Here is a 13,134-nt window from a genome sequence, read left to right on the forward strand (position 1 = left end):
ATCGCGTGCGGGCGTGCCAGACTGGGCCGGTGAGCGAACGCAGCAAAAGCGACAAACCGGACGCACTCACACCTCGTGATCGCGGTGATGTCATCGGTGTAGGACTGCTGTGGCTGGCCAAGTGGGCGTTGTGCATCGTCGCGATCGCGGCGGGCGCGTGGGTGCTCGGCTTCCTGGTCGCCCGGCTGTGGGTGGTGATCCTGCCGGTGGCGCTGGCGATCGTGATCGCCACGGTGCTGTGGCCGCCGGTGCGCTGGCTCACCGCCCGCGGTCTGCCGCCGGCCGCGGCGGCCTCGATCGCGGTGCTCGGTTTCCTCGGTGTGCTGGCCGGCGTCATCGCGCTGATCGTGCCCTCGGTGGTGGACCAGGTGCCGGAACTGGCCGACAAGGCGAGCGCGGGCGTCAACCAGGTGCGCGACTGGTTGCAGGGGCCGCCGTTGCGCATTCGCGAAGAGCAGTTGAATTCGGCGGTCGACGCGATCGTGTCCCGGTTGCAGTCGAGTTCCGCGCAGATCGCCACCGGTGTGTTCAGCGGCGTGACCACCGCGACGTCGGCGCTGATCACCCTGTTCCTCGTGCTCGTGCTGAGCTTCTTCTTCGTCAAGGACGGGCCGCGTTTCCTGCCCTGGCTGCACAGCGTCTCCGGCAGCCGCGGCGGCAGGCACCTGGAGGAGGTGCTCAGCCGGATCTGGGTCGTGCTCGGCGGGTTCATCCGGACCCAGGCGCTGGTCAGCCTGGTCGACGCGGTGCTCATCGGCGCCGGTCTGGTCATCCTGGGAGTGCCGCTGGCGCTGGTTCTCGCGGTGATCACCTTCCTCGGCGGATTCGTCCCCATGGTCGGCGCGTTCGTCGCGGGCGCCCTCGCGGTTCTGGTCGCGCTGGTGGGCAACGGCTTCGTCACCGCGCTGATCGTGCTCGGCATCGTGGTCGCCGTGCAGCAACTGGAGGGCAATGTGCTGCAACCGGTGTTGCAGAGCCGCAGCATGCAGCTGCACGCGGTCATCGTGCTGCTGGCGGTCACCGCGGGCGGCTCGCTGTACGGGATCGTCGGCGCGTTCCTGGCCGTGCCCGTTGTCGCGATGGTCGCGGTCGTCCTGCGTTACGTCGGCGAGCAGATCGACGCGGCCACCGCGCCGCCCCAGCAACCGGAGAACGAGCCCACGGACTGACGCGGCACCGGCACGGCCGCGCGCCATCGTTGCGCTCAGGCCGAATGTAACTATCGCCGTCACCCGCCGCGGTTCCTAGCGTCAGTGGACATGACAACTGATGTGGGCACCCCGCTCAACGACATCGCCGACGCGACGGCCACGGCGGTCGCCGACGTCCCGGCGAACGCGCTGGTGGTGTTCCGTGCCTCCGGGATTCCGGAGGGGACGGTGGGCAGCGCGATCAGCCTCGGCCGACACACCGTGCGCGTGGACGAACCGCCCGCACTCGGCGGCGCGGACACCGCGCCCAATCCGGTCGAGGTGTACCTCGCGTCGCTCATCGCCTGTCAGGTGGTGACCTATCGGTTCTGGGCCCAGCGCCTCGGCATCACGATCGACGACCTGGCGGTGAGCGCCGAAGGCGATCTCGACGTGCGCGGGTTCTTCGGCTTGGATGAAAACGTTCGCCCCGGCTTCCAGGCGGTGCGGGTGACCGTTCGCATCAGCGGCCCCGAGACCGAGCAGCGCTATGCCAAACTCCAGCGGGCCGTCGACGCCCACTGCCCCGTGCTGGATCTCACGACCGGGCGTACCCCGGTCGGCACCACGCTGATCACCGATTAGCCGCCGTCCCAACCAGATCGATCACTCACCAGAGGAGGACCTCCCCGATGACCGAACCCGACCTGTCCCAGAACTGGAGCTTCGAGACGAAGCAGATCCACGTCGGACAGATTCCGGACGGCACGACCAACGCCCGCGCCCTGCCGATCTACCAGACCACCTCCTACACCTTCCGCGACACCGCGCACGCGGCGGCGCTGTTCGGCCTGGCCGAGCCCGGCAACATCTACACCCGGATCATGAACCCGACCCAGGACGCGGTGGAGCAGCGCATCGCCGCCCTGGAAGGCGGCGTCGCCGCCCTGCTGCTGGCCTCCGGGCAGGCCGCGGAGACCTTCGCGATCCTCAACATCGCCGGAGCCGGCGACCACATCGTCTCCAGCCCGCGCCTGTACGGCGGCACCTACAACCTCTTCCACTACTCGCTGCCCAAGCTCGGCATCGAGGTCTCCTTCGTCGAGGACCCCGACGATCTCGAGCAGTGGAAGGCCGCCATCCGCCCGAACACCAAGGCGCTGTACGGCGAGACCATCTCCAACCCGCAGAACCACATCCTCGACATCCCGGGGATCGCGGGCGTCGCGCACGACAACGGTGTGCCGCTGATCGTGGACAACACCGTCGCCACGCCCTACCTGATCCAGCCGCTGGCCCACGGCGCCGACATCGTCGTGCACTCGGCCACCAAGTACCTCGGCGGACACGGCGCGGCCATCGCGGGCGTGATCGTGGACGGCGGCAAGTTCGACTGGACCGGCGGCCGGTTCCCCGGCTTCACCGAACCCGACCCGAGTTACCACGGTGTCGTGTACGCCGAACTGGGCGCGCCCGCCTATGCGCTCAAGGCGCGCGTGCAACTGCTGCGCGACCTCGGCTCCGCGGTCTCGCCGTTCAACGCGTTCCTGATCAGCCAGGGCCTGGAGACGCTGAGCCTGCGGATCGAGCGGCACGTGCAGAACGCGCAGGCCGTGGCCGAATTCCTCACCACCCGTTCGGAAGTCACCTCGGTGTCCTACGCGGGCCTGCCGTCGTCGCCGTGGTACGAGCGGGGCCGCGCCCTCGCCCCGAAGGGCGCGGGCGCCGTGATCGGCTTCGAGCTGGCCGGCGGCGTGGACGCGGGCAAGCGGTTCGTCGAGGCGCTGCGGCTGCACAGTCACGTCGCCAACATCGGTGACGTGCGCTCGCTCGTGATCCACCCGGCCTCCACCACCCACTCGCAGCTCACCCCGGAAGAGCAGCTGGCCGCGGGCGTCACGCCCGGCCTGGTCCGCCTCGCGGTCGGCATCGAGGGAATCGACGACATCCTCGCCGATCTGCGTACCGGATTCGACGCGGCATCCTGACGCGTCGCCCCTGACGGGTCGGGTGGTCGGGTGGCTCCTGGTCAGGCCGCGAGCGGCCCGGCCGTGACCACCCGCCCGTCGCGGGTGGTCACGGTGACCCGAGGTGTTTCGCCGCCGTATGCGCGGACGACGGCGAACGCGAGACCGTCCGCGCCGATCGGCACGACGCACTTTTCGAGCGTGGAGGTAACCGACAGGATGACCGCGTCACGGGCGGCCCGGCCGATCACCGCGAACCAGCCAGGGCCGGACGGGTCGGCGGTCTCCGACCGGAACCGGGTGCCGCGTCGTTGCAGCGCCTCCCAGGCGGGGGTGTGTTCGTGCCGAGGCCCGACCGGTCGCGGTGCACCGATCACTGTTCCCCTGGTGGTCCACTGATCGCCGTCGGGATGGGCGAACAAGACGTAGCGGCCCTGGTCGCCATCGATCACGACCGCGACCAGGTCGTCACGCACGACAGCGCTGACCGGCGTGAGCTCCCGGTCAGCTGCCGCGAGGGCATCGAGCGCCGTGTCGACCGCTGGATGGCCTGGTGTGCCCATCGGCTGTGCCCTTCCCTGTCGTGTCAGTGGATCATCGCAGGCCGGACGCAGTGCCGGATAGCGCCTAGTACCGCCAGCGCCGACGGCCGGTACGAATCGCTCGGCCCCTGCGCCCACACCCGGAACCGATCGCCCACACCATCGGCGGGCGACGGCAACGCGATCTGCGCACCGATCGGCGCGAGAGTTGCGTTCAGCCGGAACAACTCCGAGAACAGCGGCATATCGGCCGGGAAGTCCGGCCGCACCAAAAACGTCCACCGCTTCGAACGCGGATGGGAGATGATCGGCCCGGCAGGGTCGCCGAGCCTCGCCATGCGGATCTTCACCGTCGCGCCGAGCTGCGCAGGCACCGTGATCGCACCAACGCTCCCCGCTGGCAGGAAGATACGGCCCGACTCCGGATCGATGCGTGCGGGCAGCCCGCACACGTTCCGATAGAACCGGCACCGGGCCACCGGAGTCTCCAGAATTGTCGTAGGGGCTTCGGCGAAAACCGGTGTCGGCCTATTCATGGCGGCCCCTGTCACACCACCGCCGCCGGTCTATCCCGGTGACCGGAGCGATGTGAATCAGGCAGTCGCGCGGAATATCGTGGCGGTCATCCACGATCACGGTCCCCACCCACCCGCACGGGCCGGGAATGTTGCGGACGTGCGGCCCGAGCCGCCCGTTCTCGAGCGGCGCTAGCTGTAGGCAGTGCTGGGTTCCTGGGCATCGCACCCGCGACAACGGCCCGTATGGTGTGCCATCGGTGGTCTCCCACTGTCCGACCCTCGACAGCCGGACCTCGTCACCCTCTCCCATCCCGCAGCGATCCCCTTCTCGTCGATTGGAAAGCACCCGGCGCCAGGGGCTTTCGCCACCCTCCGACGACGTCACGGACGCCGATGGTGTGCCCTGATCAGGTAAGGGCTTCACCCAGCGCCGGGGCCGTCTTTCAGGGTTCTCGATGCAAGGATTGGGGAACAGCGCAAAACTATAGGCAAATAGAGCTCGACTCTGGAGGGAGAGTTGAACGCGCCGTTCAAATCGTGCAGGTTGGCCTGCGGTTGGACACACGCCGAGTTAGCCGAGCGGGTGTGCGCCGAGGTCGAACAGGCGACCGGGCACCGGCCCGCGGTCGACGCGCAGGCGATCAGCCGGATCGAGCGCGGCGAGATCCGATGGCCTCGAGCTGCAACCCGGCGGGCGCTCGTGGCACTGTTGGGGGCGGGTTCGGAGACCGAGATCGGGCTGTACCCGAAACGAACTCACCGCGACGCCGAAAAGGATGAGGCCACGAACCGCAGGGATTTTCTAGCGCTGGCCGGAACGACGGTCCCGTTCGTCACAACTGCGCCTCACGCGCGGCAAGTGGGCGCGGTCGAGCTGGACGAGATGCGGGCCAAGTTCATCCGCCTCCAGGACCTGGACAACCTTGTCGGAGGCGGCGACACCTTTCACCTGTACATCTCCGAACTCGCCAGAACCCAACAGCTGTTGCGGCACGCCAGCTACAGCGCTGCGACGCGGGTTGGGTTGACCGAGCTGGCAGGGGAACAGGCGCAGCAGGCCGGGTGGGCAGCGTTCGACGCCGGGTTTCCCAACCAGGCTTTCAGCCTGTACGCCTATAGCCACCGCGCAGCGAAAGAGGCCGGGAACCTCGAGCTGGCCGCGAACGCGTTGATCCAGATCGCCTACGCCACCGGTGACCGGAACGCGGTGGCGACGGCGGACGCCGCTTGCGCAGCCGTCGGTCCGGACGCTCCCGCGCAAGCTCGGGCACTGCTCGCAGCACGCCGGGCGTGGTCGCTAGCCACGATCGGTGACCGCGACAACGCCGCGCGCGCCCTCGACGCCGCAGCGTCCGCGCTCGACAGCGACATGTCCCGTCCGGCGGCGAAGTGGTTCGCGTGGATGACGCACGCAGAGCTGGACATCATGATCGGCCGCGTCTGGTCGGTGCTGCACGATCCCGGCAAAGCCCTAGCTCCTCTACAACGGGCGCTCGACTCCTACCCGGACCCGTGGACCAGGGACAAAGCCCTGTACATGACGTGGCTCGCTGACAGTTATCTCGACGCGGGGAATGTCGAGGAGGCGATAAGGATTACGGAGAACGCGCTCACGCTGGCCGAAAAAGTGGCGTCGGTGCGGCCGCTGGCCCGTGTGCGTCAGGTCGCTCGCCGCGCCGCAGGTACACCGGGCGGCGACCAGCTGCGGGAACGGGCCATCGCCGCTCGGGTTCCTACTCCGGCGCGTTTGTAGAGCGGTCTACCCAAGCCGCGTACTCCTCAGGGCACCATTCGATGGGCTGGCCGGTCAACTCCGGGTTGTCCCACGGATGCAGCTCTTTGATCTTGGCGGCGAGTTTGTCTCGGGCGTCGGCGGAGGTTCGCAGTTCGACGCGCCACTCCTGACCTTCGCCCGATTCGCCGAGGTGCCAGAACACCGATTTGATCGGCCCGGTGATGAACGCACCCGCGGCGAGTCTCTCCGTTACCGCAGCGCGGGCGATGGATTGAGCAGCGTCTTCAGTGGGGGTAGTTGTCGTTACGGACCACACACTTGGAGTTGCCATTCCGACAGCCTAGGGGACGGCACCGGCCGTGGACCGGCGATCAGTATCGACCCTCGACGCCGGGCGACCTGCGGTGTCGACGGCATCGACCACAGCACGCAGCAAAGCCTGTTGTTGCTGGTCATGAGATGTTCGTCGGCCATTGCGGGCTGCGTCGACGGCCTGTCGTACAACTGTCCGGCGTTGTGGATCTTGTTGATGAGGAGACTCATCCGCTCGCAGTTGAGGTATCCGCCGCGGCGCGCTGTGCCGACCGGTTCGGCCGACACCTCGAACACCACCACACAACGGGGCCGGGTGGGCTCTTGGTCAGACCGCGATGTGGCTGGGAATCCGCACAGCGGGGCAATGCCCCGTTTCGAGGGCGGTTTACCTGATTTCCGTTGGAGAAAACCAGCAGCAGCGCAGCCACGATCGGTTGACCACGCCGACAGGGCTATTCGGCGCTGTCACACGGATTCGATTGGCCGGGGCGGGTTTCACCGCAATCGAAAATAATTCGAACTTCCGCGCATCCGTAAGGCTTTCTGAATCGAACTAGAAGGGTAGGTATATGTCCTCTTCAGAATGAGGTGGGTAAGTTCATGGGCATAGCAGTACCCGAAATCGACACTCCGGCACATCCCTTCCTTCGCCGCGCCGCCACTCTGGTGGTCGCGGGCGCCATCCCGTTGTCTTTGGTCGGCGCCGCCGCGACCGCCACCGCGACCCCGCTGCCGGAGATCTCCGTCCAGGTCCCGTTCGCCCCGGAGCCCGGCCTCGGCGTCATCCCGGTGGCCGATCCCGCGGACCCCCAAGCGCTTCCGCCCGCGCCCCCGGTTTCCGCGGGCCGCAACGACCTGAGCGTCAACCGGCCGATGCCGGATCCGAACCTGCTCGCGCCGATCGATCCGCAGCGGCTGCACCTGCCCAACCCCGCAGCTCCGGCTCCCGCGGTCGCGCCGATCGAGGCGCCGCCCGGCACACTGCGCGTGGGTTCGGTGGTGATCGGCCGACCGGACTTCATGACCCCCGAGCAGGGCAAGATGTTCAACGACGCGATCGCGGGCCCGGAAGCGAGCATCGCGCAGACCCTGGACTCGGTGGGCTTGGACCCGACGCGTTCCGACCGCATCGCCGCCGACCTGATCGGCTCCACCGCCATCGGCGCCTCGGTGGGCAGCATGGTGGCCGCGCCGGTCGCCTCGATCGGAGCGGTCATCGGCGCCATCTGCGGCGCCATCGCGGGCCTGCCGATGTTCCCGACCGGGACGGTGGCCGTCATGGCCTTCGGCGCCGCCATCGGTTATGGATTCGTCGCCTCTCCCGCCATCGCCGTCGGCGCGGCCGTCGGCGCGGGTGTCGGTGTGCTGCAAGGGCTTTTGACACCGCCCACGATTCCGGCCGCGTAATTCCCCGCGCCGTGAACCGCCCGCAGCACGCGGTTTCGGCGTCGATTCCGAATATGCACGACTTCCGCGAAGACCCGGTTTTCCGCCGGGTCTTCTGCTTTTACGCGGAATGGCCGATGTTTGGCCGCGCGATAACGGGCTACTGCGAGGAAGACCGGCTGAAGATGGCCGGCCGGTCGCTTCAAAAGGAGGTTGTGACATGAGCACAGTCGACAAGGCGAAGAACAAGACCGACAAAGTCGCTGGTCAGGCCAAAGAAAAGTTGGGCGAGGCCAAAGGTGACCGGGGGAAGCGCGACGAAGGCCGCACCGACCAGATCAAGTCCGACCTGAAAGACGCGGGCGAGAAGGTCAAGGACGCCTTCAAGCACTGACCGCCGCTTGTCGTGCGCTGCCGGACGCAGTCCGTCCCGGCCGCGCGGCCGGAGCGAACGCGGCAGAACTACCGCGCCCGGCCGAAGAGAAAGCGCAGGTAGATAGATCAGGCGGATGGCCGCATCGAGCGGTCGTCCGCCTTTCTTTCGGAGAAACCGGTCCGACCGATCGAGCGCGTCATAGCTCCGACGACCGCTGATCCGCGGCGCCGCGCCCGTCGCCCTCCTCCTCGACCAGCCGCAGTTCGCTCGGCCACCAGATCTTGCGTCCGATCAGGCTGAACAGCGCGGGGATCACCACCGTGCGCACGACGAACGTGTCGAGCAGGATGCCGAGGCCGACCACGATGCCGACCTGGGTCAGGGTGATCAGCGGGAGCACGCCGAGCACGCAGAACACCGCCGCGAGCACGATGCCCGCGCTGGTGATCACCGCGCCGGTCACCGACACCGCGCGCACCATGCCGTGCGTGGTGCCGTGCCCGGGAGTCTCCTCCCGCGCCCGGGTCACCAGGAAGATCGTGTAGTCGACGCCGAGCGCGACCAGGAACAGGAACGCGAACAGCGGCACGCTGATGTCCAGCGCCGGGAATCCGAACACGTGCTCGCTCATCCAGCTGCCGAGCCCGAGCGCGGCCAGCGCGCTCAGCACCGTCACCGCCACCAGCAGCACCGCGGCGGGCACCGCGCGCAGCAACGCCAGCAGCACCACCAGCACGACGACCAGGATGAGGGGAATGATCAGCTTGCGGTCGCGGCTCGCGGCGTTCTGGACGTCCAGCGCCTGCGCATCGGAGCCGCCGACGATCGCGTCGGCTCCTGGCACCTGCGCCACCGACGCGCGCAGCGCGTCGATCGTGTCGAAGGCGCGGGCGGAAGTCGGCGGCGCGTCGATCACCACGGCCCAGCGGGTCAACCCGGTCGGCGAGGTGCCGGTCTGCCAGGTCATCACCACGCCGTCCGTGCGGTGGAACGCCGCGTCGATCGCCACCACCGAATCGCTGCGCGCGAGGACGATGGCGGGATCGGAAGCGCCGGAGGGGAAATGCTCAGCGAGGGCGTCGAATCCATCGACCGACTCCGCGCGAACCCGGAACTGCTCGGTCTGCGACAGACCCACCTCGGTCGACAGCAACCCGGTCGCGCAGATGGCCAGCGCCACGAGCGCGCTTCCGGCGACCACCGCGGGCCTGCGCACCACGCGCGCGGCGATCGCATGCCAGATGCCCTCGTCGGCCGTATCGCGGTCGTCGACCTCCGGCACGAACGGCCAGAACACGTTGCGCCCGCACAGCGCGAGCGCGGCGGGCAGCGCGATCAGGACGAACACCACCGCCACCAGCAATCCGAGCGCGGCCATCACGCCGAGACTGCGCGTGCTGGGCACCGAGGCGAACAGCAGCGCCAGCAGCGCGACGACCACCGTCACGTTGCTGGCCAGGATCGCGGGCCCGGCGCGCCGCACCGCTTGGCGCAAGGCCGTGCGGTGGTCGGTTTCCCGGTGCAGTTCGTCGCGATAGCGCGAGACCAGCAACAGCGCGTAGTTGGTACCCGCACCGAACACCAGCACGCTGGTGACACCGGAAGTCGAGCCGTCGAAGGTGAGATCGGTCACGCGCGCCAGCGCGGTTCCGGCGCCGGTGGCCACCCGATCGGCCGCGCCGACCACCGCGAGCGGCACCAGCCACAGCACCGGGGAGCGGTACGTGGCGATCAGCAGCACGGCGACGACCACCGCGGTCACCGCCAGCAGGGTGACATTGGCGCCGGAGAACGAGTCGGCGATGTCGGCGCCGAAGGCGGGACCGCCGGTGACCTGCAGGACGAGACCGGCGGGCAAGCCGTCGCGTGCGACGGTACGGATGTTCCCGATGCGATCGGTCAGCGGGAATCCGCTCAGGTCGGCGTCCACGGGCACCTGCCCGATCGCCGCTTTCCGGTCCGGTGCGGCGAGCAGGTCGGCCGGGCCCGGCGTTCGTCCCGACGCGCGGGCCACTGCCGCCACGGTGGCATTGCGGTCGTCGTCGGTCAGCTCGCCGCCATCGGCGCGCGTGACCACGATGATCGCCGCGGCCGACCCCGCGTCGGGGAACTCCTCCAGCGCCCGTTCGACCCGCGCCGATTCCGCGGAGGACGGCAGCGCGGTGGGGGCCTGGCCGGCGGACTCGTTCTCGCCCACCGCCGCGATCAGGCCGATCGAAGCGACGGCGAGCGCCATGAGCAGCACCCACGATGTCCGGGCGGTCACCACCGACGCATAGCGATCCCAAGCGCTCACCACGCAACTCTCTCAGATTTCCTCGTCGGCGGTGACCTACCTGGTCGAGCGCATGATCGACTCCGGCCACCTGCGCCGCGCCGCCGATCCGGCCGACCGCAGGCGGGTCATCCTGCACTACGACGAGCACGGCATGGACGTGGCCCGCGGCTTCTTCACACCGCTGGGCAGCAGACCCGCGCCGCGATGGCCGAACTGCCCGACGCGGACCTGCGCGCCGCGCACCGCGTGCTGGTCGCCTCGTCCGCGCGATGCGCGAGCATCACGCCGAGCTGACCGGCGAGTGAACGCCGCCGGGACGCGCGTCAGTCCCGCAGCGCCTGCTCGCGCAGCGATTTCAAGGTCTTCGACAGGATCCGCGAGACCTGCATCTGCGAACACCCGATCCGCTGGGCGATCTGCTCCTGGGACATCGAGTCGAAGAAGCGCATCACCAGCACCTGCTTCTCGCGTTCGGGCAAAGCCGCCAGCAGCGGCTTCACCGCCAGGTAGTTCTCCACGGTGCTGAAGTCCGGGTCCTCGGCGCCGAGCGAGTCCAGCAGCGAGGGACCGCCGGACTCCGTATCGTCGGTGTCCGAGGCGGCGTCGATCGAGGAGGTCTGGTAGGCGTTGCGAGCGATGAGCGCCTGGGTCACCTCGTTCAGGTCCGCACCCAATTCCTCGGCGATCTCCCGCGCCCGCGGCATCCGGCCCAAACGCTGCGACAGGATCTCCACCGTCGGGCCGATGGTGGACTGGATCTCCTTGAGCCGGCGCGGCACTCGCACCGACCAGGCGTAGTCGCGGAAATGCCTGCGCACTTCGCCCATGATCGTCGGCACCGCGAACGACAGGAAGGTGGCGCCGTGCCCCGGATCGAAGCGATCGACGGCGGCGAGCATGCCCACCCGCGCGATCTGCAACAGGTCCTCGAAACTCTCGCCGCGGCCGCTGAACTTGCGGGCGATGTGCTCGGCCAGCGGCAGGCAGCGTTCGATCAGCTCGGTGCGCACGGCTTCCCGGCGCGGATCATCCGGGGCCAGCGCGGCCAGTTCGGCGAAGAGCGGCTCGATATTGTCGTAGCTGTCACCCCGCGACTTCCGCTTGGCGGCGGCCTGATTCGACTCGCTACTCATTATTCGAGCCGCCGCGCACCCACCGGAAGTCGACGACAGTCGGGTAGCCGCCCGCCGCGGAGTCGTGTGCGCCTCGGGTCGCCGAGACGGAGGCCGTCAACGTCGCCACGATGTGCCAGCCGAAGCCGGACTCGTCCGGGCTGCTGTCCGACGTCGTGACGGTGGAGACGCGCACGTCCACCGCGTCGTCCTCGAAGCCGAACGCGCACTCCAGCTCCGCCCCGTCCACCGCGTCCAGCACCAGCGCGCTGGCCACCTCGTCCAGTGCCAGCCGGATGTCGGTCACCTCATCGATGCCGAAATCTGCCATGAGCACGACGGTCTCGGCCAAGGCACGCAGCATCGCCAGCTGTTCGGACACCGCGGGCACCCGCACGCTGATCGTGCCGGTCCGCGTCGTAGCGGGAGGAGTCCCCTCACCCTTGCTCATGCACCGCTCCCAGAAAGTCGCGCCGTCCGTTCGGAGCGCCAAGCCTACGCCCTCTCGTCCACCCGGTTCGATCGGCCACGGCACGCCGCGCGCGTCTTGGCCCGAGGCGGCAAGTCGCGAGGCGGGCGCACGCACGTCCATCAACCGCTCCCGACGCCGATGAACAGTGCGTTCGCCGAGCTCTCCGGGAGTTCACCGAGCCCCCTGAACCGTCGGGGCTCCGGTCCGCACGGCAGGTAGGCGGCGACGGCCGTCCCCGATCGCGGACACCAGATCGGCGTAGGCGATCTCCAATTCGGCCAGCCTGGTCCATGCCGCGTGCATGCGCTCGCCACCTGGATCGTCGTGCATCAGCAGATGGAACGCCTCCTCCGCGACGGCGGCCATCCGATCGATCATCTCGCCCAGGCTCGTGTCGTGCACCCGCACCCCGGGGTCGGCGCACGGCAGATGCAGCGCCGCCCAGGTGTCGATCCGGTCGACCAACTCGGCGCGGCGGCGCCGCGCCTCGTCCGGCTCGCGCGCGTCCTCCCGGCACTGCCGGTGCAATTCGGTCAGCTCGCGCGCCCACCGGCTCACCGGGCCCTGCACGTGCTGGCCGCCCAGCGCGCACAGCAGTGCACTCGGACTCGGCAACGCCGAACCCTCGGACGACTTCCGCGGTCGCGCACGCTGGACCAGCATGGCCTACCTCCCCGGCACGACCGCACCGCTCGCACGGCCGGTCGGCCAAGCCTTCATCAGGACAGCGTTCATTCCGGAACCGGCATGCCCGCTGCGGGCGGACGCAAACTCACAGTGGCGCAGTGAGTTCGAGATGGATGCCGTCGGGATCGGTGAACGACAGGATCGCGATGCCGAAATCCGCCATCTCGGTGATCTCCCCGTGTTCGATGCCCGCCTCGGCCAGCCGAGCGGCCGCGGCGACCAGATCGTCCCGCGCCGGGACGGTGAAGCTCAGATGGTCCAAACCCACACGTTCGGAATCGAATCGGTCCGCCGGGTCGGCGACCGGGCGCAGGCCGAGCAACATGCCGTTGGCCTGGAACACCACCCCGCCGAACAGCCGCATCGGATCGACGCGCACTTCGGGATCGTCGGGGCTGCCCGGCGATTCGGCGGCGATGGGAAAACCGAGCACGTCTCGGTAGAAGGCACGCGACCGGGCGATGTCGGTCACGGTCAACCGGATGTGGTGCGTTCCGGTCGTTTCGATCATGGTCACGCTCCGAACGAGGTAGGCGGGCTCGATCGACTCCCCGGCACTCTCGGCGGGCGAGCCGTCTCGCGATGACGGTAGGACAGAATCCCGACGGAGCCGAGT

At 68.9% G+C, this 13,134-nt stretch carries 15 protein-coding genes; 7 read left to right on the forward strand and 8 right to left on the reverse strand.

All coding sequences use genetic code 11. The features are described from left to right. The first annotated feature begins 29 nt into the window (after positions 1-29). The 3 genes from ON21_RS33495 to ON21_RS33505 all read left to right on the forward strand — a co-directional run bounded on the left by ON21_RS33495 (position 30) and on the right by ON21_RS33505 (position 3,118). Entirely contained in the window at positions 30-1,169 is a 1,140-nt protein-coding gene (locus tag ON21_RS33495) for an AI-2E family transporter (RefSeq protein ID WP_051021656.1), read from the forward strand. A gap of 90 nt (positions 1,170-1,259) precedes the next feature. Then, positions 1,260-1,775, forward strand: coding sequence for an OsmC family protein (locus ON21_RS33500; RefSeq protein WP_039804822.1), 516 nt, complete (start codon positions 1,260-1,262; stop codon positions 1,773-1,775). Positions 1,776-1,822: 47 nt separating this feature from the next. Then, positions 1,823-3,118 carry a bifunctional o-acetylhomoserine/o-acetylserine sulfhydrylase gene (locus ON21_RS33505; protein WP_039804824.1) on the forward strand — a complete coding sequence of 432 codons (1,296 nt, stop codon included), beginning with the start codon at positions 1,823-1,825 and terminating at the stop codon, positions 3,116-3,118. 41 nt (positions 3,119-3,159) lie between these two features. Here the strand turns inward: ON21_RS33505 and ON21_RS33510 are convergent, their stop codons facing one another. Together ON21_RS33510 and ON21_RS33515 are read right to left on the reverse strand one after the other, a co-directional pair. After that, entirely contained in the window at positions 3,160-3,660 is a 501-nt protein-coding gene (locus tag ON21_RS33510) for a hypothetical protein (protein ID WP_039804827.1), read from the reverse strand. A gap of 23 nt (positions 3,661-3,683) precedes the next feature. Beyond that, positions 3,684-4,175, reverse strand: coding sequence for a hypothetical protein (locus tag ON21_RS33515; RefSeq protein ID WP_051021669.1), 492 nt, complete (start codon positions 4,173-4,175; stop codon positions 3,684-3,686). 499 nt (positions 4,176-4,674) lie between these two features. On the opposite strand from ON21_RS33515, the gene ON21_RS36380 reads away from it, so the two are divergent. Then, the gene (locus ON21_RS36380; RefSeq protein ID WP_051021657.1) at positions 4,675-5,910 is read left to right on the forward strand and encodes a helix-turn-helix domain-containing protein; all 1,236 of its coding nucleotides are present in this window, start codon (positions 4,675-4,677) and stop codon (positions 5,908-5,910) included. Here the strand turns inward: ON21_RS36380 and cutA are convergent. Beyond that, a complete protein-coding gene (gene cutA / locus ON21_RS33525) occupies positions 5,891-6,223 on the reverse strand; it encodes a divalent-cation tolerance protein CutA (RefSeq protein WP_039804829.1) in 333 nt (110 codons plus the stop codon). The genes ON21_RS36380 and cutA overlap by 20 nt on opposite strands. Positions 6,224-6,807: 584 nt before the next feature. Here cutA and ON21_RS33535 point away from each other — a divergent pair. From ON21_RS33535 to ON21_RS33540, 3 genes are read left to right on the forward strand one after another with little or no spacing between them, the layout of a single operon-like run. Then, the gene (locus tag ON21_RS33535) at positions 6,808-7,614 is read left to right on the forward strand and encodes a hypothetical protein (RefSeq protein WP_157171152.1); all 807 of its coding nucleotides are present in this window, start codon (positions 6,808-6,810) and stop codon (positions 7,612-7,614) included. An 11-nt stretch (positions 7,615-7,625) separates the two neighbouring features. After that, positions 7,626-7,817 (forward strand): hypothetical protein, encoded by a 192-nt coding sequence (locus ON21_RS39115; protein ID WP_157171153.1) that lies wholly within the window; start codon positions 7,626-7,628, stop codon positions 7,815-7,817. Further along, positions 7,814-7,987, forward strand: a complete 174-nt coding sequence (locus ON21_RS33540) for a CsbD family protein (protein WP_039804833.1) — start codon at positions 7,814-7,816, stop codon at positions 7,985-7,987. The genes ON21_RS39115 and ON21_RS33540 overlap by 4 nt, the downstream gene beginning before the upstream one ends. A gap of 178 nt (positions 7,988-8,165) precedes the next feature. On the opposite strand, the gene ON21_RS33545 is transcribed toward ON21_RS33540, so the two are convergent. From ON21_RS33545 to ON21_RS33565, 5 genes are all read right to left on the reverse strand, one after another. After that, positions 8,166-10,205 carry an MMPL family transporter gene (locus ON21_RS33545; protein WP_051021672.1) on the reverse strand — a complete coding sequence of 680 codons (2,040 nt, stop codon included), beginning with the start codon at positions 10,203-10,205 and terminating at the stop codon, positions 8,166-8,168. Between the two features lie 365 nt (positions 10,206-10,570). Beyond that, positions 10,571-11,380, reverse strand: a complete 810-nt coding sequence (locus tag ON21_RS33550) for an RNA polymerase sigma factor SigF (RefSeq protein WP_039804835.1) — start codon at positions 11,378-11,380, stop codon at positions 10,571-10,573. Beyond that, a complete protein-coding gene (locus ON21_RS39120; RefSeq protein ID WP_039804907.1) occupies positions 11,373-11,810 on the reverse strand; it encodes an ATP-binding protein in 438 nt (145 codons plus the stop codon). The genes ON21_RS33550 and ON21_RS39120 overlap by 8 nt, the downstream gene beginning before the upstream one ends. Positions 11,811-12,002: 192 nt before the next feature. Continuing rightward, the gene (locus tag ON21_RS33560) at positions 12,003-12,446 is read right to left on the reverse strand and encodes a DUF4254 domain-containing protein (protein WP_157171154.1); all 444 of its coding nucleotides are present in this window, start codon (positions 12,444-12,446) and stop codon (positions 12,003-12,005) included. Positions 12,447-12,603: 157 nt separating this feature from the next. Continuing rightward, positions 12,604-13,029: a VOC family protein gene (locus ON21_RS33565; protein ID WP_039804837.1), complete on the reverse strand. Its 426-nt coding sequence runs from the start codon at positions 13,027-13,029 to the stop codon at positions 12,604-12,606. Positions 13,030-13,134: the final 105 nt, after the last annotated feature.

It is taken from the genome of Nocardia araoensis NBRC 100135, assembly GCF_000308435.1.
In the GTDB taxonomy this organism is placed as follows: Bacteria; Actinomycetota; Actinomycetes; order Mycobacteriales; family Mycobacteriaceae; genus Nocardia; species Nocardia araoensis.